Raw genomic sequence first — 23,170 nt, 5'->3', positions numbered from 1 at the left:
CAGCCGCGCCGATGCCGGCGGCCGAGCGACGCGCCGCAACGGCGGCACCGGCTCGAAACCGCCGGCCGACCAGCGCTGCAGCGACACCGCGCCCACCCGCGCGGCCAGCGCCGGCGCCTGCGCCGCGGCGCGAAGCAAGCCCAGCGCCGCCTCCAGGGCCGGCGGCAACCGCGGCGGCAAATGCCCCGGCGCGGGCGCGGCAGCGTCCCACAGCGCCGCCACCCCGGCCGGCATGCGCGCGCGCAGCAGCGGCGCGGCCGGATCGACCAGGGATGCGGCGTCGCCTATCTCGACCAGCAGGTCCTCCAGGTCGTAGACCGGCCGGTGCTCGGTGCGCGGTATGCCGATGTTGACGCTGGTCGAGACGCCGCCGCCGACGCTCTCGCCGACGTGGTAATAGTCGGCCGGCCAGTACAGCAGGTCGCCGGGGCCGGCCTCGACCAGGAACGAGGTCGCCAGATGCGCGCGGTAGTCGGGCAAGGTCGACACCGCTTCAGTCCACGGCTTTTGCGCCCAGAAGCGCATGCGCTTGCGGCCTTCCACCGGCACCATGAAGGTGGCGAAGCGATCGCGGTGCACGCCGACCGGCGTCGACTCGTAGTTGCCGTGGAACAAGGTCGTGATCGCCCCGGTCAACGGCAAGCCGGTGCGTCGCCACAGCGGCGCGAAGAATGCGCGCTCGCGCCGCCACAACGGCCGGTGGAAGGAATGAAAGGCGCTGATCACCAGGGCGTAGCGGCGCGCGCCGAGCGCGTCGAGCATGCGCCGCCGATAGCCGGCCAACGAACCGTCCGCGGCCTGCGGCATCCACGGCGCAGGATCGAGTTGCTGCAAGCGGTCCAAGGTCACCACCGCATTGTCCGGATCGCCCGGCAGGCGCGCGCGGCTGCGCCGGGTCGCCACCAGGGCGCTGCGATAGACCTCGTCGAGGCGAAACGGGCCCGCGCGATCGAGCACGCCCTTGAACAGCACCGGGCGCCGGTCCCAGTCCTCGCGCGCGAACGTGTCCCAGTCCAGCGCGTCGCGCTCGATCGGCGCCTGCGGCGGCAGCACGAAGGGGCCGTTCATGCCGATGCCCGCTCGCACTGCAGCGCACGCAGATCGTGCAAGCGCTGCAACAAGGCCAGCGCCCCCGGGTCGATGCGCCGGCGCGGCCCTGCGCACAGCTGCGCGACCGTCGCCGCGGCCGGCTCGCGCAACGCCCGCCACAGCGCCTGCGCCCGCGGATGCACCGGCACCGAGAACACATGGCCGTTGACGGCCCACCACTCTTGCGCGCCCTCGGCCAGCCGCAGCAGAGGGCTGCGCCGGTCCAGGCGGACGCGGTCGTCCGGCCTCAGCGCATCGTCCGCGCGCGGCGGCGGTGGCGGTTCCAGGCCGGCCGCGCTGGCGCGCGCAGCCCAACTGGCGCGCAACGCGCGCTCCAGCGCGCCGCCGGCCACCGCGCTGCGCATCTGCGCGGCGACCGCGCGCAAGGGCGCGATCGCATCGCGGCCGCGCGCACGTGGCGGATAGTCGAGCATGGCGACTTCGGCCTGCGCGCCGAGTTCGGCGTCGACCAGGTCGGCCAACAGGTCCTTGACCGCTACCGCCGCTTCTTCGCCGCCGACCGGAATGCTCACCGCCAGTCCGAGCGTCGTGCCCCGATCGGCCTCTTCGACCCAATGGCCCGCCGGCCAGTACAGCGCCTCGCCCGCATCGGCGCACAGCGTCCGCCCCGCCGCGCCTGCCGCGCGCGGACGGGTGCGGCGGCAACGCGCCAGGCAACCGCCCAACAGCGGCAGGCGCAGACTCGCCGCGGCCGGCTCGACTTGCGGCCCGCGCGTGGCGGCATCGGCGTCGCCCAGCCACAAGGTCGCGGTCAACGCCAGACTCGGCTGACCGACCTGCGCGAACAAACCGGCCAGGGTCGCGCGCGCCTGCGCCCAGAGTTCGTAATCGAGAAACAGCGGCTGGGTCACCCGCAACTGGAATCGGCGCCCGTCCAGCCGCGCCCGCACCCGCTGCGCGTATCCGGCCGGATCGGCGTCTTCGGCGCCGGGCAACAGATCGCCCGGCGCGCGCATCCAACCGCCGTCTACGTAGAAACGCACGTCCGGCAAGGCCAGAAAGCGCGTGCCCGCGCGGAACGGCTGCGCCGCGCGGCGCACCAGCGCGTAGGCCCGGACCGGATCCAACGCCGGCGCAGCGCCCGGCAAGCGGCAGGCGCGACGCCCCCAGTGCGCGCGCAAGCCGCTCCAGTCGATCGGCGCGCTCATCCGCGCGCCGCCGCGAACTGGCGCCGGATGCGCTCGGCGTACTCGGCCAACGGCTCCAGTCCCATCGCCAGGCGGCGGTGGTCGACCTGGCCCGGGCGCTCGATCGGACAAGGCTCGAACCCCTGCCCGCGCCGCCGGAACTTGGTGCCGTAGCGCTGCTTGCGCCCGCGCTGCACGCGCAGGGCGTCGGTCAGATAGGCCAGTTCGCGCAGTGCCATGTCGCCGGCGCGCGCGGCCGCCGCGATCAGCCGCAGGCAACGGTCCTGAAACGCCCGCGGTCCGTCGGCATGTTGCAGCAGGCGGCAGGCCGCCGCGGCCGCGGCCTCGCCGACCAGGGTGCGTCCGGGCCAACCGTGACGATCGACCACCGCCTGCAACCATGCCATCGATTCCCGCACATGCGCGTCCAGCCTGGCCTCCAATGCCGGATCGGCGAAACCGCCGTCGGTCCAGGGCGTGCGCAGGGCCGCGTCGATGCGGTCGATGCGCAGCAGGCGCGCGGCCATCGCCTCGGCGTCGTCTTGCGGCGCAGCGGGCTCGGCCGGCGCCGACAAGGCCTCCACCCGCAGGCCGACCTGCTCGCCCTGCCAGCGGCAGATCACCCGGCGGTCCTGCCGGGCCCAGTCGAAACACGCCTCGCCGTCCTGCGCCCCCCACCATTGCAGGCGCACGCCCAGGCGCGGTTCGTGCAATTCGCCGCAGACGCCGTGCGCCGCGCTCAGATCGGCCATCACGTGGGCGATCGCGTCGCGCGCCGCGACCGCCAGATCGAGCAACCCGAACCCCTCGCCGCGCGCGCGCGCCGGCTGCGGATTGAGCTGCGCGCGCGGATGCGGCAAGCGCCCGGCGACGGCGTGCGGCGTCCCGCGGGGCGGCGGCAAGGTCAGCAACGGCGCCGGCCGGTCGAGCCGGGTGTAGAAGTACGGCACGTCGCCGCGGCGCAGCTGCGCGCGCTCGGCGGCGACATAGCCGCGCAGGTCCGGTGCGGCACCGGCGAACGGATCCAAGGCCTCGGCGTACGCCGGGGTCGGCCGCAACAACACCCGGGTAAGGCGCCCGCGCAATCGTCCCCCCACGGCGGCGCCCAGCGCGTCCCGATGACAATGGATGCGCATCCACAGATCGAACAAGCCGCGCAGGAAATCGAGCGCATAGGCGCCGTAGCCGACCCGGCCGTCGCGATCGGCGACCAGCCCCGGCGCGCTCTCGCGCCGCCAGGGCCGCGCCACCGCGCACAATCGCGCCGAGCCGTCGTCGGCATCGAAGAACGCCCAGTCCGGGCCTTCGCTGTCGCCGCGCCCGGGATCGCGCTCGAACCCGGCCGGATAGCGGCCGCGGTCGCGGTCGCCGACGGTCAGGCCGGTGTCCTCCAGGCCCTGGACCGGAAACAGACAGACCTCCAGGTCGACCGGTAACAACTGCGGGCGACCGCGGCGCAGGCCGCAGACCACATTGCCCGGCCCCAGGTCGACCAGGCCGAAGCCGAAGCAGGCACCGGCCAATGCGCCGGCGTCGCGCCACAGACGTCGCGCCCGGGACCGGCTCAAGCGTACGGCGCGCAGCGGCCCGCCGCGCACGCGGCCGTAGCCGGGCGGCGCGCCGATCCACTCCTGCCACAGATAGTCGCGATCGCGGCCATCGCCATGAAAACTGTTCAGTGTCGGCAGCCGCAGCGCAGCGGGGCCGCCGCGCAGGCCATTGATCCAGGCGAATACGCCGTCGGCGCCGAGGAAGGCGATTTCGGCATCGGCCGGCCGCGGCTTGTAGGCCAGGGCGACGCCGTTGTCCCAGGTCGCACGCAGCACCCGCTGGCCACCGTGGTGGGTTTCTTCCGGATGCGCCCACAACGCCGCGACGCGGCCGTCGGCCCCGGCCTGCCGCTGCAGCGCGCCGCTGCGCAGATCGCGCCGCAGCCGGCGCAGGAACAAGGCCAGGAACTCACGGTGGCGCTCGCGCAGAGCGCGCAGGCGCGCTTCCAGGCGCGGGCGGCGCGGCGCCAGGCACCAATGCAGGGCGAGGTCGAGCACCGGCGCATGCAACTCGCCGTTGTCGAGCGCCAGTGCGGACGGCGCCACGCGTCGCGCATGCGCGCGCGCCAGCGCGGCGCAATCGCGATCGAGCGCATCGAGAAAACGCAGCCAGGGCGCCAGACGCGCGTCGTGCAAGGCCGCGCCGATGCGGCGCGCCGCACGCGCGCCGCGCCATGCGCGCAAAGGGACGAGCAAACCGTCCTCGCCGATACGCGCGCGCCGCGGCCACCACCAGGCCGAGCCGCCGCCGGCCACAGCCGCCAGCAGACGACGGGCGGCAGGCGAAGCGGGCGGCGCCGCACGCGCAGGCGCGGGCGCGAGGTCCAGCAGGGATTCGCTCATCGCGCCGCGTCGCCCTCGCAACGGCGCGGCCGGCGCGAGGCGCCGGCCGCGGTGCCGCTCACGGAATGCAATAGATGCGGCGGCAGGTGGCCGGCACGAAGCTCGCGCCGGAAGCGGCCTGCTTGCGCAGTTCGCCGATCGCCAGCGCCGGTACGGCCTGGCGCTGCTTGGACGCGGTGGTCGGGGCGGGCTTGGACTTCTTCATCTTCATCGGACCATCTCCTTCGACGGTTGGCGAGCCGCAGCGCGGATGCGCCGCAGCCAGGGACGCAGGATCAGACGCAGTAGATGAAACGACTGCACGAACGCGGCGCGTACGAGGCCGAGGCCGGCGCGTGCTTGCTCAGCGGCGCCGAAGTCGGTTGCAGCTTGACGCGCGGGACCGGTGCGACGACCGGTGCGGACGCTTTCGCGGTACTGGATTGCTTCACGATGGCTCTCCTTGAACGACGCGTTGCGACGCGCGGAGAGACACCGACGGCGACTCCGCGCACGAGCGCTTCGCGGCGTACCGCGCGTACCTCCGTACGCCCGCAGCGAAGCTGCCCCGACTCTAGCCCATGCCCGCGCGGCCTTCGCCGCCACGCACGCAAACCGTGAGCGGCTTCGCAACGCGGCCCCCGCCCCGGAATCGGGCGACGCCGCCGCCGTACCGTCCGGGACCCGTAAAAAGCCTCGAAAACAAGGAAAAACGACATCCGTCGCCCCCGCACGGACCGCCCCGGCGATGTGCGCCCGCAGCATCGCCCCAATCCCCAATCCCCAATCCCGAATCAGCGAATCAGCGAATCAGCGAATCCGCTCGAGCATGCGCCGGTTGCCGATCAGCCGCGCCCAGCGCGCGCCGATGTCGCTCATGCACACGTAGGCCGCTTCGCCGGCCAGGCGCAACAGCATGCGCGGGCTCAGCTGCAGCCGCGGCTCGGCCGCGCACAGTTCCCAGTCGTAGCCGAGCTGGCGCGCGAACAAGGCGCAACGCGCCAAATGGTAGCGGCTGCTGAGCAGGGTCACCCGCGAGCGCATGCCCTCGCCGAGCAGTGCGCGGGCGTTGCGCAGGTTCTGCAGGGTGTCGCGCGATTCGGCCTCCAGACGCAACGGCGCATCGGCGGACAGCCCCCGCGCGAGCAGCCCGGAACGGGCCAGCTCGGCTTCGGTGGGCTCGTCGTCGGCGCCGCCGCCGAGCAGGACCACGCTGGCCGGCGGCCGTTCGCGCCACAACGACACCGCACGGTCCAGGCGCGCTTCGAAATCGTGGTCCAGGCGTCCGCCCGGCGCGTGCTTGCCGAACAGCAACACGCACTCGCCGCGCTCGGGCTGACAGGGCGCATTGCGCGCCACCCGCAGGACATGGACGAAGTAACCGACGTAGACCAGGCCGGCGCTGAGCACGCAGGCGGCCGACGCCACCGCCGCGACGTGCAGCACGTCGCGGTCGCCGAACAACGACAGGCGATGGGACAGGCGACTGCTCATGCGATGCGGCGCGAAAACCTCGGCGACCTGTGTGGACGAAAACCCGGGTGCGCGCGGCGGCGGCCGATGAAGCGTTCAGCGCGCCCCGCCGGGGCGGCCCGGCGGGCCCCGCGGCCCCCTCGCTATACTGCCGGCGGTTCCCCTCGCCCGATTCTACCGACTACGTGACGTCCGCACCCGCTCCGATGCCGCCGTTGGCGGTCCGCGCCTATACCGCCACCACCGCGCTCGGCCGCGGCCTGGAGGCCCAGGCTCAGGCCCTGCGCGAGCGCCGCAGCGGCCTGCGCCGCAACGATCTGGTGCCGCTGGCGCCGGGCGAAGCGCCGCTGGACTGCTGGATCGGTCGGGTCGAGGGGCTGGAGGAGGCCGCCCTGCCGGCGCCTCTGGCCGGCTGGGACTGCCGCAACAATCGCCTGGCCTGGCTGAGCCTGCAGGCCGACGGCATGGAAACGGCGATCGCCGCCGCCGTCGCGCGCCACGGTGCCGAGCGGGTCGCGGTGATCGTCGGCACCTCGACCTCGAGCATCGGCGCCACCGAGGAGGCCTATGCGCGGCTCGGCGACGACGGTCGCTTTCCCGAGGACCTGGCACGGCCGTCCCTGCATACCCCGCATTCGCTCGGCGCCTTCGTCGCCGCGGCCACCGGCCTGCGCGGCCCCTGCGTGACCGTGGCGACGGCCTGCTCGTCCAGCGCCAAAGTGTTCGCCCAGGCCGCGCGCCTGATCGGCGCCGGGCTCGCCGACGCGGCCCTGGTCGGCGGCGTCGACACCTTGTGCGGCAGCGTGCTGTTCGGCTTCAACTCGCTGCAGTTGGTGTCGACTGCGCCCTGCCGCCCGTTCGACGCGCAGCGCGACGGGTTGTCGCTGGGCGAGGCCGGCGGCTTCGCCGTGCTCGAACGCCTCGACGCCGGCGACGAGGCCGCGCTGCAACTGTGCGGCTACGGCGAGTCCAGCGACGCCCACCACATGTCCTCGCCGCATCCGCAAGGCCTGGGCGCGCGGCTGGCGATGCGCGACGCTCTCGCCCGCGCCGGCATCGACGCCGGCCAGGTCGGCTATCTCAACCTGCACGGCACCGCCACGCCGGCCAACGATTCGATCGAGGCGCTGGCGGTGGCCGGGCTGTTCCCGCCCGGCCTGCACGCCAGTTCGACCAAGGGCTGGACCGGGCATACCCTCGGGGCGGCCGGCATCGTCGAATCGGCGATCGCCCTGCTCGCGCTCGAGCGCGGTCATCTGCCGGGCACGCTCAACAGCGTCGCGCCGGACCCGGGCAACGGCCCGCAGATCCGTTTCGCCGACGCCCGCACCGAGATCCGCTACGCCATGAACAATTCCTTCGGCTTCGGCGGCAACAATTGCTCGCTGGTGTTCGGCCGCGCATGAGTTCCGCCGTCACGCAACCCCGCACCGGCGCGTCCGCCGGCCTGAGCGCCATCGTCGAAGGCATCGGTTACTGGAGTCGCGGCCTGCCCTCGTGGGCGGCGGCGCGCGAGTTCGTCGCCCACGGCAGCGACGCCGAAGCGGCGCCGAGCCGGCCCTCGCCGCAGTTGCTGGCGCCGAACGAGCGCCGGCGCGCGCCGGATACGGTCGCGGTGGCGCTGGAAGTGGCCCTAGCGGCCTGCCAGGACGCCGGCCGCGATCCGGCCAGCCTGCCGTCGGTGTTCGCCTCCAGCCACGGCGACATCGCCATCACCGACTACATGTGCGCCACCCTTGCCCGCGAGCCGCGCACGATCTCGCCGACCCGCTTCCACAACTCGGTGCACAACGCCGCCGCCGGCTACTGGACCATCGGCGCCGGCGCGATGCGCCCGGCGACCGCGATCAGCGCGCTCGAAGCCAGCTTCGCCCAGGGCCTGATCGAAGCGCTGGCGCAACTCGCCGCCGGCGACGAAGCGGTGCTGCTGGTCGGCTACGACGGCGCAGCCACCGGCCCGCTGCAGGAAGTGGCGCCGAGCCGCGGCCTGCTGGGCGCCGCGCTGGTGCTGGCGCACGTGTCGTCCGCGGCGCACGGGCCGCGCCTGTCCGCGTGGATGGACGACGCCGATGGCGAGCCCGCTTGGCCCAACGGCGGCAAGCTGTCTGGACGCGAAACCGGCAACGCCGGCGCGCCGATGTTGGCCTTGTTCGACGCCCTGGCCTCGGGCCATGATCGGCTCGCACTGCCGGCGGGCGCCGGCCGGATTCTGCGGGTGGAGTTCGCCCATGACTGATCTCGCCGGGTCGCCGCGACGCGACGCAGCAGCCCCGGGCAACACCGCCGACCGACCGCGCGCCGCGCGGCTGGACCGCAACAACGTCGCCGTGGTGATTCCCGCGCTCAACGAAGCCCTGCGCATCCGCGAGGTCGTGGAAGGCGCGCTGGCGCAGTGCCCGCACGTGATCGTGATCGACGACGGCTCCGACGACGGCACCGGCGAGCGCATCGCCGATCTGCCGGTGACCGTGTTGCGCCACGCCCAGCGCCAGGGCAAGGGCGCCAGCCTGCGCGACGGTTTCGCCGAAGCCTTGCGCCGCGGCTTTCTGGCCGCGGTCACCATGGACGGTGACGGCCAGCATTCGGCCAGCGACATCGCGCGCCTGATCGACAGCGCCAATCGCCATCCCGGCCACATCGTCATCGGCGCGCGCCTGCGCAAGCGCGCGGCGCAACCGACCTACCGCCGGCTGGCCAACAATTTCGGCGATTGGGGCGTGGCCTGGGGCACCGGCTACCAGATCGCCGACAGCCAGAGCGGGCAGCGGTTGTACCCGGCCGAAGTCATGGCCTTGCGCGAGGTGCCCGGCGAAGACTTCGTGTTCGAGGCGCAGATCCTGATGTCGGCGGCGCAGCAGTTGGGCACGCGCTGCGTCTCGGTGCCGATCGAATCGCGCTACCGGAGCCAGGATTCGGACGAGCAGTTCCGCGCCAGCCATTTCAAGCCGCTGCGCGACTTCACCCGCATCACTTCGCACATCGTGCTGCAGTGCCTGCGCCGCGGCGGCGTACCGGCGATGTACCGCAGCATCCGCGCCAATCCGCCGCTGATCGACGATCCCAGCGGCGAATTCGCCTCCGCGCCGGCCAAGCCGCAGACCCACCTGCGCTGATCCCCGGCGCCTGCCTGACTCAGGGACGCGGCGGCGGGCCTTGCGGTCCCGGATCGCTGAGCGGCGGCGGATCCAGCACGTAGATCGCCACGCCGTGGGCGAATTTCTGCCGCGGGCTGATGTCGATGCCGACCCCGCCGCCGGTGTAGCTGCGCCCGCCGATGCGGCCGCCGCCGGCGCCGACGCTGACCCCGCCGCCGCCGTAACCGTCTTCGGTGCCCTGGAACAGCACCCCGTTGGCGCCGAGCTTGGCGGCCTCGTTGCGCAGCTTGCCGATCACCGAGTCCATCTTGTTCTGTTCGCCGTAGGTGAACGGGCCGCTATTGCTCTGCAACAGGGCGATTTCCTCGTAGCGGCCCGGCGGCGGCGCGAAGTACACCCGCACCTGCGAGACCGGCACCGGCGGCCGCGGCCGCCCGGTCAGGACATGGGAACTGGCGCAGGCGGACAGCACAAGCGCGGACAGGACGACAAGCAGGGTGCGCGGCATGGAGATCTCCCGGCGGATTGCGCGGCGGACGGCCCATGCTACGCCGCGCGGCGCAGCGCCGGGTGAGGGCCCGGCGAGCGGTCGCCGACCGGCGACGGCCGGCGCAGCCGCACCTGCGACGCGCCCGGCAGATGCGCCGCGTCGCGCATTCCGACGCCGGTCACCGTGCCTGCGTCCGCGGCATGGTCTGATGCGCGCGCGTCCGCGCCGCACGCCGTCCGGCTCGTCCAAGGCCAAGCGGCGCGGAACCACGCATCCGTCCCGAATTCATGCGTCTCAATGGAGAGCCTCGGTCGCAGCTACGATCCGAACGACAAGTTCCAAGACCCGATCCCGATGCAGAACAACCTTTCCTATCGGGTGACGGTGAAGGTCTCCGATGCCGGGGCGATCCAGTACCAAGTGACCGACAGCGCCACGCTGGCGCCGATCCAGGGCCAGACCTACAACGCGGCCGCGCATTACCCCGGCGGCTTGGCCGGCTACCCGAACAAAACCGGCTACTACATCGCGCCCTCGACCACATCGAACCGCGATTACACCTTGTACCTGAGCAATCTGTCGGTGACCTGGCAAACCGGCTTCTGATCCGTCGCGGCCACGCGATCGCGCGCCGTCCGCCGCGGGCGGCGGCGCGCCCACCGCTCGCGACTCAGCCCATGCCGCCGTTGACGCCGATCACCTGGCCGTTGATGTAACCGGCATCGTCCGAACACAGGAACGCGACCAGCGCGGCGACCTCGTCGGCGCGGCCGGCGCGGCCGGCCGGCACCATCTGCTTGATCGCCTCGGGCGGAAAAGCCCCGGCCGCCATCCGCCCCTCGATCACGCCCGGCGCGACCACGTTGACGGTGATGCCGCGGCTGGCCATCTCGCGCGCCAGCGATTTCGACGCGCCGTGCAGCGCCGCCTTGGCCGCAGCGTAGTTGGTCTGGCCGCGATTGCCGAGCACCGCCGCGACCGACGACACGCTGACGATGCGTCCCCAGCGCGTGCGCGCCATCGGCAGCAACAAGGGCTGAGTGACGTGGAAGAAACCGTGCAGGGACACGTCGATCACCCGCGTCCATTGCGCCGCGCTCATGCCCGCCATCGGCGCGTCGTCGTGGATGCCGGCGTTGTTGACCACGCCCTGGATCGGCCCGGCCTCGAGCAGACGCTCCAGCGCCGCGCGCGCGGCCTCGCCGTCGGCGACGTCGAACGCCGCCGCCTCGGCCGCGCCCCCGCCGGCGCGGATCTGCGCGGCCAGCGCTTCGGCGCGTTCCAGGCCGGCGTTGGCGTGCACGATCACCTGCCAGCCGGCGCCGGCCAGACGACGGCAGATCGCGCCGCCGAGATCGCCGCTGCCGCCGGTGACCAGGACGCGGCGCGGCGCGGAAAGCGGCTGGGACATGCGGGCGGCTCCGATCGGCAAAGCCCGATTGTCCCCGGATGCGGGCGGAACGGGAAGCGAGCGCAACGATGCCAGCGGCGAGTCCCGTCGTGGATCGCCGGCTGCGCTCGACGCTCGTTCTTCGCTTCTCGCCTCCGGTTTCCGACGCATTCAATCCGGCGGCGCGAACCCGGGCGGATACGGCGGCCGGCCGCGACCGTGCCGACGCTCGACTTCCTCGAGATCGTGCGCGATCGCGATGCCGGCGCCGTCGCACTGCAGACGTTGCTCGCCGCACCACAGCGCCCAGTCGCGCTCCTCATCGTCGGGGTCGTCCGGGTCCGGGCCGTCCAACGCCAGCACCCACCATTCCAGCCGACGCTGCGCCAGCGGCCGGCGCCGCAGGCCGACGCGATGGACGAAGTCCAGCTCCACCGCGCCGCTCGCGGCCGAGGTTTCCAGCCACGGCAGGAACGTCGCCAGCCGCGCGCCGGCGACCGCATGCATGTCGACCCAACGGCCGGCCAGCATGTCCTCGTCGTAAGGCCGGTCGCTGCGCTCGATCCAGTGCAGCCGCGCGCCCTCGCGGTGCGCGAACGCCAGGCGCAGGCGGAACTCGTGGCCGATCCGGCCGTCCTCGTGCAGCGCATGCGGGTTTTCGAAGTGAAACTGGAACGGCATCGGCGCGCGTCTGGGGCGAGGTTACCCACGCAAACGCGGCCGCGCCGCGGCCGTGAACCGGTCCTCGCGTGCGGCGCTCAGTCGCCGCGCGCCATCACCGCGGCGCGGCCGCTGGCGACGAGCCGGCCCTGGTGCGCGATCTCGAACTCGTACTGCCAACTGTCGGCGCCGGCCGCGAGTTGCCGCGCGCGCCCTTCCAGCGCGCCGGCCAGGTCGTCGATCCGCGCCCGATGCAAGCGTACGCCGCGCAGCGCCACCAGTACGCCGGGCTTGGCCGCCCCGCCGGCTCGCACGGCGAGCAGCCCGCCGTGCACGGCCATGGCTTGGGCGCCGTACTCGCACAGATGCACGGCGTGCAGGCGACCGTCGCGGCGCAGCGGATGCGCGGGATCGCGGTGGCCGTGGCTGAGCAGGACGATGGAAGCCTCGTCCCATTCGGCCACTTCTTCCCACAGGCACATCGATCCTTGGTGCGGGATCAACGCGGCGATGGCCTCACGCGTGCGCATGCGCGCCCTCCGTCGCGGCCGCCGCCGGCGCGCGCACGATCAACAGCGCGAGCGCGAAGTTCGCGGCCACGCCCAGCGCGACGGTGACGCCGATCGCGCGCAACACCGGTATCGACGACAGCGCCAGCAGGGCGAACACCAGCAGCGTGGTCAGGCTGCACACGATCACCGCATGCAGGGTGCGCAATTGCTCGGCGCGGTCGTCGCCGGCGTGATCGAAGAACAGCGCGTAGTCCAGGCCCAGGCCGGCGGCGAGGATCAGCGAGACCAGATGGAACAGATTGAGCTCGACCCCGGCCAGGCGCAGCACGGCCAGGATCAACAGCGTGGTCAACGCCATCGGCGCCAGCACCCGCAGCACCCGCCGTGGCGAGCGCAGCGCGATCCACACCGCCGCCGCCAACAGCACCGCGGCCAGCGCCAACGCCATCAGCACCCGGCCGCGGTAGTCGGCGACCAACGATTCGGACGCCTGCTTGAGATCGAGCAGTCGGCCGCCGTGGCGGCGAGCGGCGGCCTCCACCGCGGCCGGGTCGGCCAGCCCGGTCAGCGACACCAACGCGGTGGCATGGCCGGCGCGCTGCAGCAGCAGACCGTCGACGCTGACGGCCAACGGCGTACCGGCGAGGTCGCGCGCGCTCAGCGGCGGCGCCGCGCGGGCGCGCTCGACGTCGGCGAGAAAATCGCCGAACGCATCGCTGCGGAACGGCGTGTCGGCGACCGCCGCGGCGAGCGCACCGCGCAGCGCCGCGGCGTCGGGCAGGCGACGCTGGCGCTCGCGCTGGGTCTTGGCGCTGGGCAGGTAGCGCGCCGCGAGGTCGTAGCCGGCGATCGCGCCGCGCCGGCGCAGCGCCGGCAGCTCGGCCATCAGCGCTTCGGACGCCTGCAGCGCGGCTTCGGCGTCGCCGCGTTCGATCGCGATCACGTAGCGCACGTCGGGCGCACCGAGTTCCTCGCGCAGCTGCGCGTCGCGCGCCAGCGCGTCGGCCGGCACCGGGGTCAGCTTGGCCAGGTCGTTCTGCCAGAACGGCCCCGGCACGAACACGATCGCCGCCAGCGCCAGCGCCGCGATCGAGGCGCTGCCGGCCAGGCCGATCCGCGGCCAGCGCGCCAGCCGCGTCCAGGCCCGCGCCAGCCAGGGCGAGCCGGCGGCGTCGCGCGGTGCCGGGTCGATCAGCGCCGGCAGCACGAAGCGCGTGGCCAGCGCCGCGGTCGCCAGGCCGACGATGGTGAACACCGCCAACTGCTGCAGGCCGTCGACGCCGGAGACGAAGAAGGTCAGGTAAGCGATGCAGGTCGAGGCCACGCCGGTGCCGAGCGTCGGCCACAGGCTGCGCGCGCTGGCCCATGGCGACAGTCCGGGCCGCTGATGGCTGAACAAATGGATCGGATAGTCCTGGACCACGCCGATCAGGGTGAAGCCGAACGCGACGGTGATGCCGTGCACGCCGTCGAACAGCGCCGCCACCGCGCCCAGGCCGGCCAGCCCGGCGGTCGCCAGCGGCAGGCCGCCGAGCAGCGGTACTTTCCAGCTGCGGTAGGCCAGCCACAGCAGCAGGGCGAAGACGATGCCGTCGATGGTCCCGATCAGGCTGGCCTCGCGCTGAGTGCGGCCGCCGATCTCGACCGAGAACGCGCCCGGGCCGCTGATCGTCAGTTGCGCCGGGCTGGCGCCGCGGGCGCTTGCGAATGCGCTGCGGATCGCCTCGATCGCGCTGTGCTGGCCGGTGGGGTCGAAGCCGGCGGCGCGGGTTTCCACCGCCAGCAGCGCCTGCCGGCCGGCGCGGTCGAACCACACCCCGTGCAAGGTCTGCGGCGCCTGCGCCGGCTGCCAGGCCTCGGCCAGGCGCAGCATCTCCAGGGTCGGATCGCCGGGCAGCAAGGGCTCGATCAGCTCGCCGGCGGGCGAGCCCAGGTCCTGCACGCGCTGATCGAGCTGTTCGCGCAAGTAGTCGGCGTCGAAGGTCTGCTCGTCCAACGTCGGCGACAACAGATAGCGGTAGGGACGCAAGCGCTCGGGCACGGCGTCCAGGCCCTGCCCGGCACCGTTGGCGACCAACTTGAACACATCCTGCGCCGCCAACGCCTGGCCCAGCGCCTGCGATTGCGCCGCCAGCGCCTGCGGCGCGTCGCCGCCGATCGCCAATAGCAGCAAGCGCGAACCCGGGCCTTCGCCGAGCTCGTCGATCAGCAGTTTCTGCGCCGGCGTCTGCGCCGTGGGCATGAACCGGCGCAGGTCGCCGCTGAGCTGCAGGCGCTGGCCGATCACCCATCCGGCGACGGCGAGCGCCGCCAGCCACAGCAGGGCCAGCGCGATACGGCGCGCGGGCGTCATCAACGCGCCGCGCCGTGGCCGCGGCACAGCGCCGCGAGCTGGCTGGCGTCGGCGACGTTGGCGGCGGCGCGCGCCGCGCTCGCCAACAAGGTGCGTTGCTGTTCGCTGCCGCGCGCGGGCCGGGTTTCGATGCAACGCAATTCGTCGTCGCGGCCGAGCAGGACGATCTCGCGTACGCGCGCCGCCAAGCCGGCGTCTTTCGGGGTCAGGCTGATCGCCCACTGCCGGCGCGTGCCCTCCGCAGCCAGGCGGTAATGCTGCTCGAGCAGGGCGCGATCGCCGCCGAGCAGGGCGCCGAAACTAGCCTGCAACGCGACCAGCTCGGGCGCGCGCGCCAGCGAGAAGCGCTTGGCCGGCTTGTTCGGGCGGACGATGCTGACCTCGCCCTGGCCCGGCTTGGCGCCGGCGCGGATGGTGGTGGTTTCCGCGTAGGGCGCGCGCACTTCCCGCACCAGGGTCGCCGCGTCGGGCCGGCGGTATTCGCCCGACAGGCGCAGCGGCGCCTTCAGCAGGGCCGAGCCGCGCACTTCGACGAAATCGGTGCGCGCCGGCACCGGCTGCGCCAGGCGCGGCAAGATCCAGGCCGGATCGGCGGCTGCGGCTTCGCCCGGCACGGCGGTCGCCGCGCCCGCGGGCGCGGACTGCGCGGCGGCCGGCTCAGTAACCGGAGCGGCGTGCAGCGACGCCGCGCCGCACAGCAGCGTCAGCGTCCACAGGCAGGGCTTGATCGTCATCGGCATGCCAGAAATCGTAGAAGTTGAACCAGTTGTAGGGCGCGCTGCGGGTGTGCAGTTGCAGCCGCTCGGCATAGCGCTGGATCAGCGCGGCCAGGATAGCCGGGCGGTTAGGCCGCTCGATCGCCACACCGTCGCTGAACGCTTCGAATATCAGGTCGTAGCGCGGACCGCCCCGGTACAGGCCGAAGGCCAGCACCACCGGCACCTTGAGCGCGGCCGCGATCAGCCACGGCGCGCTCGGGAACGCCGCGCTGGCGCCGAGGAAAGAGACGGCGACGCTGGGCTCGCCCGGGCCGACGCGATCGACCAATAGAGCCACGATCGCGCCTTCGTCGGTGGCCTGCTTGATCGCCAGCACGATCGAAGGCCCGTCCTGGCCGGCGTCGATCACGGTGCTCGCGATCTGCGGGTCGAGCGTGTCCAGCAGTTCGGTCAGGGCCGGGTTGTGGCCGCGGTCGAGCAACACCCGCAGCTTCAGCCCGGGCCGCTGCCGCGACAGCACCCGCAACGCTTCGAAGCTGCCCAGGTGCGAACCGAACAGCAGCAGGCCCTGGCCGCGGTCGAGATGCCGTTCCAGCGCCTCCAGGCCGCTGACCCGGATGTCGAACGGCTGCATGCGCCCACCCAGCAGGTACAGCCGGTCGAGGATGGTCGCGGCGAAGGTGTGGATGTGGCGGGCGATGTCGAGCAGGCCCGGCCGGCGGTCGAGCACACGCCTCAGGTACGCGCGCGAGGCGCGCCGCTCCGGCCCGCGCACGGCCAGGAAATAAGCCACGATCGGATACAGGGTCAGGCGCGCCAGGACCCGCCCGCCGCGTCGGGCGACGAACGCGATCAATCGGAACGCGAACCGGCCGCCGCCCTCGGGGCGCTGCTTCCAGTGCGCGCTCATGCGCCGGCCCCGTCGGCGACGGCTTCGCCGCTGGCGATCAGTTCGGCTTCGCGCATCACCCGGAACCGCCAGCGCCCCGCGCCCAGCGCGTCCAGTTCGATCTGCGCGCTCTGCTGCGGCAACAGGGGCTGCACGAACTTGACCTGCGGCAGGCGCAGGCCCGGCAGCGGGCCGTGCTCGGCCTCGATCGCTGCGATCACCCGCTCCAGCACCACCACGCCGGGCACCAGCGGCCGGCCCGGGAAATGGCCCGGCAGGCAGGGATGGTCGGAATCGATGACGAAGCGCATGCGGGATCGGAGCGGCGGCGAGCGATGGATCGTAGGGAAAGGATAAAGCACCGGCCGCTACGGCCGTGTGGAACTGCGACCGCCGCCGCTGGCCGTGCGCCCGGTTGTGTGGCGGCGCTGAAGCGGTCGGCGGCGCGGGCCCGGCCCGCTGCGTTCAACGCCGGAACTCAGGAAAACAGGTCGCGCCAGAAGCGCGGACCGAGCCGGGCCATGCGCTGCAGGAAGTCGAAGAAGCCGGTCTCCGGACGCTGAGTGAACAAGCGCCGCCGGACCAGGTACTCGCCGGCGAACAGGCCGCCGACGATGCCGTAGTTCAGCAGGTTGGCGAACCAGGACCATTGCTCCTGGGTGATCGCGAACGCCGGCGGGTGGCCGAGCCGGGCGAGCAGCCCGTCGGGCACGGCGATCGTCGCCAGCGCGCCGTTGACCAACGCCAACAGCAGCAACACCGCCGCCCACAGCGCGGTCAGCCGGCGCGTATAGCGGTACAGCGGCGGGTCCAGCGCCGCCGGCGCACGTTCGTGCAGGGCGGCGACGATGCGGGTGATCAGCGCCTCGCGCGGCGCGCGCAGGCTGCGCCCGAACCACCAGCCCAGCCAGGCGTTGAACAGCATCGGCGGCGCCAGCAACAGCATCTGCGCCAACGGCGTGCGCGCCGCCAGGGCCAGGCCGGCGCACAGCGCCAGCACCGCCGCCCACGCCGCCGCCCGCAGCCCCAACAGGCCGTCGATGGCGACGAACAGCACCAGGTCGGCCAGGGCCAGGGCCGCGACCGCGCCGCCGCCGTCGTGGCTGGCCCAGTGCGCCAGCAGCGGATAGGCGACGGCAAGCAGCAAGCGCGCCGGGGCGCTGAACGAAGAGACGGTCACGGGACGGCGGCGCGCGGCCGGAACGGAAACGGGGAACGCAAACGAAGCGGCCGCGGCGCCGCTCAGGCGGCGCGGTGTTGTTCGATGTGGCCCGACAGGGCGCGCAGCGATGCGAAGATGCGCCGGTTCTCGTCGTTGTCCGAACGCAGCTGGAAGCCGTAGCGCTTGCTGATCGCCAGCGCCAGTTCGAGCGCGTCGATCGAGTCCAGGCCCAGGCCGTCGTTGAACAGCGCCGCTTCCGGATCGATCTGCTCCGGCGCCACGTCTTCCAGGTTCAGGCTCTCGACCAGCAGCTGCGCCAGTTCGCGTTCGGCAGGGTTTTGTTCAGACATCGGGACGATCCGGTGGGGCTATGACGAAGGGCGGTCACGATCCGCCATCGGCGCCGCAGGCGCAACCGGGCGGCGCCGTCCGCCGTCCCGACCCCTCCGCCGATGGCGCGACAGTCCCTGTCATATCAAGCACTTGCAGCCCATGGGCACGCGGTCCACCGGCGCGGCCCGACGCCGCAGACTGCACAGCCGGCAGAGGCGGCAGGCTATGATTTGCGCATGACTCCGTCCGAATCCGCGCTTGGCGCGACCGCCACGGCCCCCGCTTCCGCCCCCGCCCAGGCGCCCGCGCAGACCCTCGAGGTCGACGTGCTGGTGATCGGCGGCGGCCCGGCGGGCACCACCGCGGCGACCCTGCTGGCGCGCAAGGGCTGGAAGGTGCTGTTGCTGGAAAAGGACCGGCACCCGCGTTTCCACATCGGCGAATCCCTGCTGCCGATGAACCTCGCCATCCTCGAACGCCTCGGCGTGCTCGAGCAGGTGCGCGCGATCGGCGTGCACAAGCCCGGGGCCGAGTTTCCGATCGACGCCGAGCGCTACAACACTTTCCGTTTCGAACGCGCGCTCGATCCGGTGTTCGGCTACGCCTTCCAGGTCAAGCGCGAAGAGTTCGATCAACTGCTGTTCCGTCACGCCCAGGGCAACGGCGTCGACGCACGCGAGCAGGTCAAGGTCGAGCGGATCGAATTCGGCGCCGACGGCCGCCCCGCCCTCGCCCATGCCCGCAGCGCCGACGGCGCCGCGCTGCAGGTGCGCATGCGCTATCTGGTCGACGGCAGCGGGCGCGACACCGTCCTCGGCAGCCAGCTCAAGCTCAAGCGCAAGAATCCGCTGCACCAGTCGGCGGCGATCTTCAGCCATTTCACCGGCGTCCAGCGCCGCGAGGGCGAAGACGCCGGCAACATCACCGTGCAGCGCTTCGCCCACGGCTGGATGTGGCTGATCCCGCTGCAGCGCGGAGTGATGAGCGTGGGCGCGGTGTGCTTCCCCGAGTACCTCAAGCAGCGTCGCGGCGACAGCGAAGCCTTCCTGATGCGGACCCTGGAGTCCGAGCCCTCGGTGTGGGCGCGCATGCAGGGCGCGCAGCGCTGCGGCGAGGTCCACGTCACCGGCAACTATTCCTACACCTGCAGCCGCATGACCGGCCCCGGCTGGGTCATGGTCGGCGACGCCTACGCCTTCGTCGATCCGGTGTTTTCCTCCGGCGTCTACCTCGGCATGAACAGCGGCGAGCAGGCCGCGGCCGTGGTCGACGGCGCGCTGCGCGAACCGGCCCGCGAGGCCGCGCTGCAGGACGAAATGACCGTGCGGCTCAAGCGCGGCCTGAAACATTTCCAGTGGTTCATCTATCGCTTCACCACCCCGGTCATGCGCGAATTGTTCAACGCTCCACGCAACTTCTGGCAAGTCGAGCAGGCGGTCATCTCGATGCTCGCCGGCGACGTTTTCGACAACCGCGCGGTGCTCAACCGCTTGCGGCTGTTTCGTTTCATCTACGCCCTGACCGCGGTGCGCATGGCGCCGCAGGCGCTGCGCGGCTGGCTGCGGCGCAAGCGCCAGGTCGGCGTCGACTTCCGCGGCGACACGCTGCAGCGGGGCAACCCGTGAGCGCGGCCGCCACGATGCTGGCCGGCCCGCGCCTGCAGGTCGACTATCTGGACGCCGCGCCCGAGACGCTGCTGGCGCAGGACGACACCCTGGCGGTGTTCGGCTTCGGCGGGGGCGCCCCGCATCACGACGATCCGCGTTACCTGCGCGTGGCCTTGGAGCCGTTCGGCGACGCCCGCCTGGAGCGCTGGCGCGGCACCGGCCCGGTCAGCAAGGGCCGCGACGGCGACCTGGCCTGGTCCGAGGACGGCGCGCTGCAGTTCGGCGTGATCGAGTTCGACGAACCCGAGCCGCTGCCGGGCGAAGCCGCCAACGGCGAGATCGCGCGCGCCGCCGAGTACCTGTACCGCAAGCTGCTCGCCTTCACCGCCGAGCGCGGCTATCCGCATTTGCTGCGGATCTGGAACTACCTCGACGGCATCACCCTCGGTCACGGCGACGAAGAACGTTATCGCGTGTTCTGCGTCGGCCGCGCGCGCGGACTGGGCGACTTCGACACCGCGCAGCTGCCGGCGGCGACCGCGATCGGCCGCGTCGACGGCGCGCGCCGGCTGCAGGTCTACTGGCTGGCCGCGCGCAGCGCCGGTACGCCGCTGGAGAATCCGCGCCAGGTCAGCGCCTACCGCTACCCGCGCCAATACGGTCCGCAATCGCCAAGTTTCGCCCGGGCGATGCTGCCGCCGCAGCCGGCGGCGATGCCGCTGCTGCTGTCGGGCACCGCGGCGGTGGTCGGCCACGAGTCGCGCCACGCCGACTCGGTGCTGGCCCAGCTCGAGGAAACCCTGGCCAATTTCGACAGCCTGCTCGCGGCGGCGCGCCAGCGCCGGCCGCAGTTGCCGGCCGCGTTCGGCGCCGGCACCCGACTGAAGGTCTACGTGCGCGACGCCGAGGACATGGCGCCGGTGGCCGAAGCGCTGGACCGGCGCTTCGGCGAGCGCGTGCCGCGGATTCTGGTGCACGCGGCGATCTGCCGCCACGAGCTGCGGGTCGAGATCGACGGCGTGCACGGCGGCTGAGCGCGCCGTCGGTCACGCCGACCTGCGGCACTTGCAATCGTCCGGACAGACATTACGTTGCAGGCATGGCCGATCCGGCCGCTTGCGGAGCCACGTCGATGGGTTTGATCAGTCTGCTCTGGGGCATCGTCGCCGTGCTGTGGATGATCGCCGCCCTGATCCCGTTCCTGGGCTGGGGCAACTGGTTCATGATCCCGTTCGCCGCGATCGGCGCGGTGATCGCCGCGATCGGCCTGCTGTTCACCCGCAGCGAGCACAACGCCCGCGCCAAGGCCGGGCTGTGGCTCAACGGCATCGCCATCCTGGTCGGCGTGGTCCGGCTCGGCCTCGGCGGCGGTTTCATCTGAACGCCGCCGGATAGACGCCGCATCGGCGCACGCGCGCCGATCCCGGCGTCAGGCCTGCGGTCGTGCCGCGAGCAGGGCGCGGGTATGCGCGTGCTGCGGCGCGCGCAGCACCTGGGCGGTGGGTCCGGTTTCGACGATGCGCCCGGCTTCGAGCACGGCGATGCGCTCGGCCACCGCCGCGGCCGCGGACAGGTCGTGGGTCACGAACAACAGGGCCAGACCGCGCTCGCGCTTGAGACGCGCCAACAGGGCGAGGATCGCGGCGCGATGGTGCGCGTCCAGCGCCGACACCGCTTCGTCGCAGACCAGCAGTTTGGGCTCGGTCGCCAACGCGCGCGCGATCGCGATGCGCTGGCGCTGGCCGCCGGAGAACTGGTGCGGATAGCGGTCCAGCATCGCAGCGTCCAGCCCGACCGCGGCCAGCAGCTCGGCGGCGCGCGCGCGGCGCGCCGCCGCGTCCGAGCGGGTGTGGATGCGCAAGGGCTCGGCGACGATCTGCGCCACGCGCAGGCGCGGATCGAGCGAGGCATACGGATCCTGGAACACCACGCCGGTCTGCGCGCGCCAGCGGCGCAGCGCGGCCGCGTCCAACCCGGCCAGATCCGCGCCGTCGACGCAGACCCGGCCTTGCGCGCCGCGCAGCAAACGCAGCAAGGCGCGGCCGAGCGTGCTCTTGCCGCTGCCGCTTTCGCCGACCAGCGCCAGCCCTTCGCCGCGGCGCAGCTCGATATCGACCGCGTCCAAGGCCGGCCGCGGCGCGCGCGGATAGTGCATGCGCAAACCTTCGCCGCGCAGCCACACCGGCGCGTCCGAGCTCGCCTCCGGCAACGCCTCGATGCGGTCGGCGGCCAGCAGTTCGCGCGTGTAGGCCTGCGCCGGCGCGGCGAACACGCGCGCGGCCTCGCCCTGCTCGACCACGACGCCGCGCTGCAGCACCAACAACCGCTGCGCGTAGGCGCCGACCAGGGGCAGGTCGTGGCTGATCAGCAGCAAGGCCAGGCCATCCTCGCGGCGCAGCCGGTCGAGCAGATCGAGGATGTCGCGGGCGATGCGCGCGTCCAGCGCCGAAGTCGGTTCGTCGGCGATCAATGCCCGCGGCGCGGTGGCCAGGGCCAGCGCGATGGCGATGCGCTGACGCTGGCCGCCGGAGAACTGATGCGGGTAGCGCTGCAACGCCGTCGCCGGCTCCGGCAATTGCACGCGCTCGAACAGATGCTGCGCCCGGGCCCGTGCCTCGTCCTTGCCGAGTCCGCGTACCGTGCGCAGGGTTTCGATCAGCTGCGCACCGACCCGGCGCAGCGGATGCAGCGCCGCCAGCGGGTCCTGCGGCACCCAGGCCAGGCCGCGGCCGCGCAGGCGCGCATGCGCCGCGTCGCCGAGGCCGAGGGTTTCGCCGTCGACCCGCAGCTCGCCGCGCGCCTGCAGCCCCGGCGGCAGCAGGCCGAGCAGGGACAGCGCGGTCAGGCTTTTGCCGCTGCCGCTTTCGCCGACCACGCCCAGGCATTGGCCGGCGTGCAACTCCAGGTCGACCGGGCCGAGCAGCGCTCGCGCGCCGCCGTTCGCGCTCACGTGCAGGCCGCGCAAGGCGACCGAGTTCATGCCGCGGCCTCTTCGCCGCGCGGCGCGCTGCGCTTGACGTCGAGCCAGTCGCGCAGGCCGTCGCCGAGGAATTGGAACGCGGCCAGCGTGGTCACCAGGAAGCCGGCCGGAAACAACAGCGTCCACGGCGCGCTGTCGAGCTCCTGCACGCCTTCGGCGAGCAGACCGCCCCAACTGGACGACGGCTCGTCGATCGACAGGCCGAGAAAACCGAGAAAGCTCTCGACCAGGATGGCCTGCGGCAGGATCAGGCCGAGGTAGACGAAGGCCAGCGGCAGCAGGTTCGGCAACACGTGCCAGCGCAGGCGCTGGCCGAAGCTCGCCCCCGCCGCCTGCGCGGCGAGCACGAACGGCGCTTCGCGCAGGCGCGCGGCCTCGGCGCGCATGACCCGCGCCAGGTCGATCCAGACGTAGCCGCCGATCGCGACCAGCAACAGCCACAGCGAGCGTTCGAACAAGGTCAGCAGCAAGATCACCACCAGCAGGAACGGCAGCGCCGAGAACACGTCCAGCACGCGCAGCATCGCGCGCTCGGTGCGGCCGCCGGCCAGGCCGGCGATCGCGCCGTAGCCCAGCCCGATCGCCAGCGCGACCACGCTGGCCAACAAGCCGATGCCGAGCGACAGGCGCCCGCCGGCGAGCGTGCGCGCGAACACGTCGCGGCCGATCGCATCGGTGCCGAACCAATGCCCGGCCGTGCCCGGCGCGGCCGACAACGCGTCCCAGTCGGGCAGGATCGGCCCGTAACGGCTCATCCCGGGCGCCAGCCAACACACGGCGGCAAGAACGGCGAGAACCGACAGACAGGTGCGGGCGAGCGGCGGAAGCGAGGCGAGAGAACGCATTGGCGCTCATCGTAACGGCTTCGTCCGCGCACAGGTTCGCGCAGACCGGGGTC

The 23,170-nt window shown here is 72.8% G+C and carries 25 protein-coding genes; 7 read left to right on the top strand and 18 right to left on the bottom strand.

Annotated features, from left to right (window positions below; translation table 11 throughout):
• From TX83_RS01095 to TX83_RS01080, 6 genes are all read right to left on the bottom strand, one after another.
• Positions 1–1,068: JmjC domain-containing protein (locus TX83_RS01095; RefSeq protein ID WP_064746068.1), on the bottom strand; the 1,068-nt coding region annotated here is incomplete at its 3' end.
• Positions 1,065–2,258: a hypothetical protein gene (locus TX83_RS01090; RefSeq protein WP_064746067.1), complete on the bottom strand. Its 1,194-nt coding sequence runs from the start codon at positions 2,256–2,258 to the stop codon at positions 1,065–1,067. The genes TX83_RS01095 and TX83_RS01090, both read right to left, overlap by 4 nt.
• Positions 2,255–4,630 (bottom strand): DUF4135 domain-containing protein, encoded by a 2,376-nt coding sequence (locus TX83_RS01085; protein ID WP_064746066.1) that lies wholly within the window; start codon positions 4,628–4,630, stop codon positions 2,255–2,257. Before TX83_RS01085 ends, TX83_RS01090 begins: the two co-directional genes overlap by 4 nt.
• Positions 4,631–4,688: 58 nt before the next feature.
• Complete coding sequence (locus tag TX83_RS23125; RefSeq protein WP_186442485.1) at positions 4,689–4,841, bottom strand: hypothetical protein; 153 nt, start codon at positions 4,839–4,841, stop codon at positions 4,689–4,691.
• A 64-nt stretch (positions 4,842–4,905) separates the two neighbouring features.
• Positions 4,906–5,061 (bottom strand): hypothetical protein, encoded by a 156-nt coding sequence (locus TX83_RS23120; protein ID WP_186442484.1) that lies wholly within the window; start codon positions 5,059–5,061, stop codon positions 4,906–4,908.
• Positions 5,062–5,419: 358 nt separating this feature from the next.
• Positions 5,420–6,103: a YdcF family protein gene (locus TX83_RS01080; protein WP_064746065.1), complete on the bottom strand. Its 684-nt coding sequence runs from the start codon at positions 6,101–6,103 to the stop codon at positions 5,420–5,422.
• 185 nt (positions 6,104–6,288) lie between these two features.
• Here TX83_RS01080 and TX83_RS01075 point away from each other — a divergent pair, with 185 nt between their 5' ends.
• The 3 genes from TX83_RS01075 to TX83_RS01065 are packed head-to-tail and all read left to right on the top strand — an operon-like array spanning position 6,289 to position 9,195.
• Positions 6,289–7,488, top strand: coding sequence for a beta-ketoacyl-[acyl-carrier-protein] synthase family protein (locus TX83_RS01075; protein WP_064746064.1), 1,200 nt, complete (start codon positions 6,289–6,291; stop codon positions 7,486–7,488).
• On the top strand, positions 7,485–8,318 hold the full coding sequence (locus TX83_RS01070; protein ID WP_064746063.1) for a beta-ketoacyl synthase chain length factor: 834 nt from the start codon (positions 7,485–7,487) through the stop codon (positions 8,316–8,318). The genes TX83_RS01075 and TX83_RS01070 overlap by 4 nt, the downstream gene beginning before the upstream one ends.
• Positions 8,311–9,195, top strand: coding sequence for a glycosyltransferase family 2 protein (locus TX83_RS01065; protein WP_079247970.1), 885 nt, complete (start codon positions 8,311–8,313; stop codon positions 9,193–9,195). Before TX83_RS01070 ends, TX83_RS01065 begins: the two co-directional genes overlap by 8 nt.
• Positions 9,196–9,214: 19 nt before the next feature.
• Here the strand turns inward: TX83_RS01065 and TX83_RS01060 are convergent, their stop codons facing one another.
• Complete coding sequence (locus TX83_RS01060) at positions 9,215–9,685, bottom strand: hypothetical protein (protein WP_064746062.1); 471 nt, start codon at positions 9,683–9,685, stop codon at positions 9,215–9,217.
• 279 nt (positions 9,686–9,964) lie between these two features.
• Here TX83_RS01060 and TX83_RS01055 point away from each other — a divergent pair, with 279 nt between their 5' ends.
• The gene (locus TX83_RS01055) at positions 9,965–10,273 is read left to right on the top strand and encodes a hypothetical protein (RefSeq protein WP_064746061.1); all 309 of its coding nucleotides are present in this window, start codon (positions 9,965–9,967) and stop codon (positions 10,271–10,273) included.
• A 64-nt stretch (positions 10,274–10,337) separates the two neighbouring features.
• On the opposite strand, the gene fabG is transcribed toward TX83_RS01055, so the two are convergent.
• The 9 genes from fabG to TX83_RS01010 all read right to left on the bottom strand — a co-directional run bounded on the left by fabG (position 10,338) and on the right by TX83_RS01010 (position 17,702).
• On the bottom strand, positions 10,338–11,078 hold the full coding sequence (gene fabG / locus TX83_RS01050) for a 3-oxoacyl-ACP reductase FabG (RefSeq protein ID WP_064746060.1): 741 nt from the start codon (positions 11,076–11,078) through the stop codon (positions 10,338–10,340).
• Positions 11,079–11,228: 150 nt separating this feature from the next.
• Positions 11,229–11,738, bottom strand: a complete 510-nt coding sequence (locus TX83_RS01045) for a hypothetical protein (protein WP_064746059.1) — start codon at positions 11,736–11,738, stop codon at positions 11,229–11,231.
• Between the two features lie 77 nt (positions 11,739–11,815).
• Positions 11,816–12,247, bottom strand: coding sequence for a hypothetical protein (locus TX83_RS01040; RefSeq protein WP_064746058.1), 432 nt, complete (start codon positions 12,245–12,247; stop codon positions 11,816–11,818).
• Complete coding sequence (locus TX83_RS01035) at positions 12,234–14,582, bottom strand: MMPL family transporter (RefSeq protein WP_064746076.1); 2,349 nt, start codon at positions 14,580–14,582, stop codon at positions 12,234–12,236. The genes TX83_RS01040 and TX83_RS01035 overlap by 14 nt, the downstream gene beginning before the upstream one ends.
• Positions 14,582–15,322 carry a LolA-related protein gene (locus TX83_RS01030; protein ID WP_064746057.1) on the bottom strand — a complete coding sequence of 247 codons (741 nt, stop codon included), beginning with the start codon at positions 15,320–15,322 and terminating at the stop codon, positions 14,582–14,584. The genes TX83_RS01035 and TX83_RS01030 overlap by 1 nt, the downstream gene beginning before the upstream one ends.
• The gene (locus tag TX83_RS01025; RefSeq protein WP_064746055.1) at positions 15,240–16,211 is read right to left on the bottom strand and encodes an acyltransferase; all 972 of its coding nucleotides are present in this window, start codon (positions 16,209–16,211) and stop codon (positions 15,240–15,242) included. The genes TX83_RS01030 and TX83_RS01025 overlap by 83 nt, the downstream gene beginning before the upstream one ends.
• A complete protein-coding gene (locus TX83_RS01020) occupies positions 16,208–16,501 on the bottom strand; it encodes a hypothetical protein (RefSeq protein ID WP_064746053.1) in 294 nt (97 codons plus the stop codon). The genes TX83_RS01025 and TX83_RS01020 overlap by 4 nt, the downstream gene beginning before the upstream one ends.
• Positions 16,502–16,668: 167 nt before the next feature.
• The gene (locus TX83_RS01015) at positions 16,669–17,370 is read right to left on the bottom strand and encodes a ketosynthase (protein ID WP_261369971.1); all 702 of its coding nucleotides are present in this window, start codon (positions 17,368–17,370) and stop codon (positions 16,669–16,671) included.
• Between the two features lie 62 nt (positions 17,371–17,432).
• Positions 17,433–17,702, bottom strand: coding sequence for a phosphopantetheine-binding protein (locus TX83_RS01010; protein WP_064746051.1), 270 nt, complete (start codon positions 17,700–17,702; stop codon positions 17,433–17,435).
• Positions 17,703–17,921: 219 nt separating this feature from the next.
• On the opposite strand from TX83_RS01010, the gene TX83_RS01005 reads away from it, so the two are divergent.
• From TX83_RS01005 to TX83_RS00995, 3 genes are all read left to right on the top strand, one after another.
• Entirely contained in the window at positions 17,922–19,310 is a 1,389-nt protein-coding gene (locus tag TX83_RS01005) for an NAD(P)/FAD-dependent oxidoreductase (RefSeq protein WP_064746048.1), read from the top strand.
• Between the two features lie 14 nt (positions 19,311–19,324).
• Complete coding sequence (locus TX83_RS01000) at positions 19,325–20,326, top strand: hypothetical protein (RefSeq protein ID WP_064746074.1); 1,002 nt, start codon at positions 19,325–19,327, stop codon at positions 20,324–20,326.
• 98 nt (positions 20,327–20,424) lie between these two features.
• Positions 20,425–20,673, top strand: coding sequence for a hypothetical protein (locus TX83_RS00995; RefSeq protein WP_064746073.1), 249 nt, complete (start codon positions 20,425–20,427; stop codon positions 20,671–20,673).
• Positions 20,674–20,721: 48 nt separating this feature from the next.
• Here TX83_RS00995 and TX83_RS00990 read toward each other — a convergent pair whose 3' ends face one another.
• Both TX83_RS00990 and TX83_RS00985 read right to left on the bottom strand, forming a co-directional pair.
• Entirely contained in the window at positions 20,722–22,272 is a 1,551-nt protein-coding gene (locus TX83_RS00990; RefSeq protein WP_064746047.1) for a dipeptide ABC transporter ATP-binding protein, read from the bottom strand.
• Positions 22,269–23,027: an ABC transporter permease gene (locus TX83_RS00985; protein WP_064746045.1), complete on the bottom strand. Its 759-nt coding sequence runs from the start codon at positions 23,025–23,027 to the stop codon at positions 22,269–22,271. Before TX83_RS00985 ends, TX83_RS00990 begins: the two co-directional genes overlap by 4 nt.
• Positions 23,028–23,170 lie beyond the last annotated feature (143 nt).

This window comes from Lysobacter antibioticus HS124 (assembly GCF_000336385.2).
GTDB lineage: Bacteria > Pseudomonadota > Gammaproteobacteria > Xanthomonadales > Xanthomonadaceae > Lysobacter > Lysobacter firmicutimachus.
Note: the sequence above shows the minus strand (reverse complement) of the source record. Positions and strands in the feature narration are given on the sequence as shown.

Coding starts and splice junctions, on each gene's coding strand:
- TX83_RS01090 (WP_064746067.1), bottom strand. CDS start 2,258: ATGAGCGCGCCGATCGACTGGAGCGGCTTGCGCGCGCACTGGGGGCGT.
- TX83_RS01085 (WP_064746066.1), bottom strand. CDS start 4,630: ATGAGCGAATCCCTGCTGGACCTCGCGCCCGCGCCTGCGCGTGCGGCG.
- TX83_RS23125 (WP_186442485.1), bottom strand. CDS start 4,841: ATGAAGATGAAGAAGTCCAAGCCCGCCCCGACCACCGCGTCCAAGCAG.
- TX83_RS01080 (WP_064746065.1), bottom strand. CDS start 6,103: ATGAGCAGTCGCCTGTCCCATCGCCTGTCGTTGTTCGGCGACCGCGAC.
- TX83_RS01075 (WP_064746064.1), top strand. CDS start 6,289: ATGCCGCCGTTGGCGGTCCGCGCCTATACCGCCACCACCGCGCTCGGC.
- TX83_RS01070 (WP_064746063.1), top strand. CDS start 7,485: ATGAGTTCCGCCGTCACGCAACCCCGCACCGGCGCGTCCGCCGGCCTG.
- TX83_RS01065 (WP_079247970.1), top strand. CDS start 8,311: ATGACTGATCTCGCCGGGTCGCCGCGACGCGACGCAGCAGCCCCGGGC.
- TX83_RS01060 (WP_064746062.1), bottom strand. CDS start 9,685: ATGCCGCGCACCCTGCTTGTCGTCCTGTCCGCGCTTGTGCTGTCCGCC.
- TX83_RS01055 (WP_064746061.1), top strand. CDS start 9,965: ATGGAGAGCCTCGGTCGCAGCTACGATCCGAACGACAAGTTCCAAGAC.
- fabG (WP_064746060.1), bottom strand. CDS start 11,078: ATGTCCCAGCCGCTTTCCGCGCCGCGCCGCGTCCTGGTCACCGGCGGC.
- TX83_RS01045 (WP_064746059.1), bottom strand. CDS start 11,738: ATGCCGTTCCAGTTTCACTTCGAAAACCCGCATGCGCTGCACGAGGAC.
- TX83_RS01040 (WP_064746058.1), bottom strand. CDS start 12,247: ATGCGCACGCGTGAGGCCATCGCCGCGTTGATCCCGCACCAAGGATCG.
- TX83_RS01035 (WP_064746076.1), bottom strand. CDS start 14,582: ATGACGCCCGCGCGCCGTATCGCGCTGGCCCTGCTGTGGCTGGCGGCG.
- TX83_RS01030 (WP_064746057.1), bottom strand. CDS start 15,322: ATGCCGATGACGATCAAGCCCTGCCTGTGGACGCTGACGCTGCTGTGC.
- TX83_RS01025 (WP_064746055.1), bottom strand. CDS start 16,211: ATGAGCGCGCACTGGAAGCAGCGCCCCGAGGGCGGCGGCCGGTTCGCG.
- TX83_RS01020 (WP_064746053.1), bottom strand. CDS start 16,501: ATGCGCTTCGTCATCGATTCCGACCATCCCTGCCTGCCGGGCCATTTC.
- TX83_RS01010 (WP_064746051.1), bottom strand. CDS start 17,702: ATGTCTGAACAAAACCCTGCCGAACGCGAACTGGCGCAGCTGCTGGTC.
- TX83_RS01005 (WP_064746048.1), top strand. CDS start 17,922: ATGACTCCGTCCGAATCCGCGCTTGGCGCGACCGCCACGGCCCCCGCT.
- TX83_RS01000 (WP_064746074.1), top strand. CDS start 19,325: ATGCTGGCCGGCCCGCGCCTGCAGGTCGACTATCTGGACGCCGCGCCC.
- TX83_RS00995 (WP_064746073.1), top strand. CDS start 20,425: ATGGGTTTGATCAGTCTGCTCTGGGGCATCGTCGCCGTGCTGTGGATG.
- TX83_RS00990 (WP_064746047.1), bottom strand. CDS start 22,272: ATGAACTCGGTCGCCTTGCGCGGCCTGCACGTGAGCGCGAACGGCGGC.
- TX83_RS00985 (WP_064746045.1), bottom strand. CDS start 23,027: ATGAGCCGTTACGGGCCGATCCTGCCCGACTGGGACGCGTTGTCGGCC.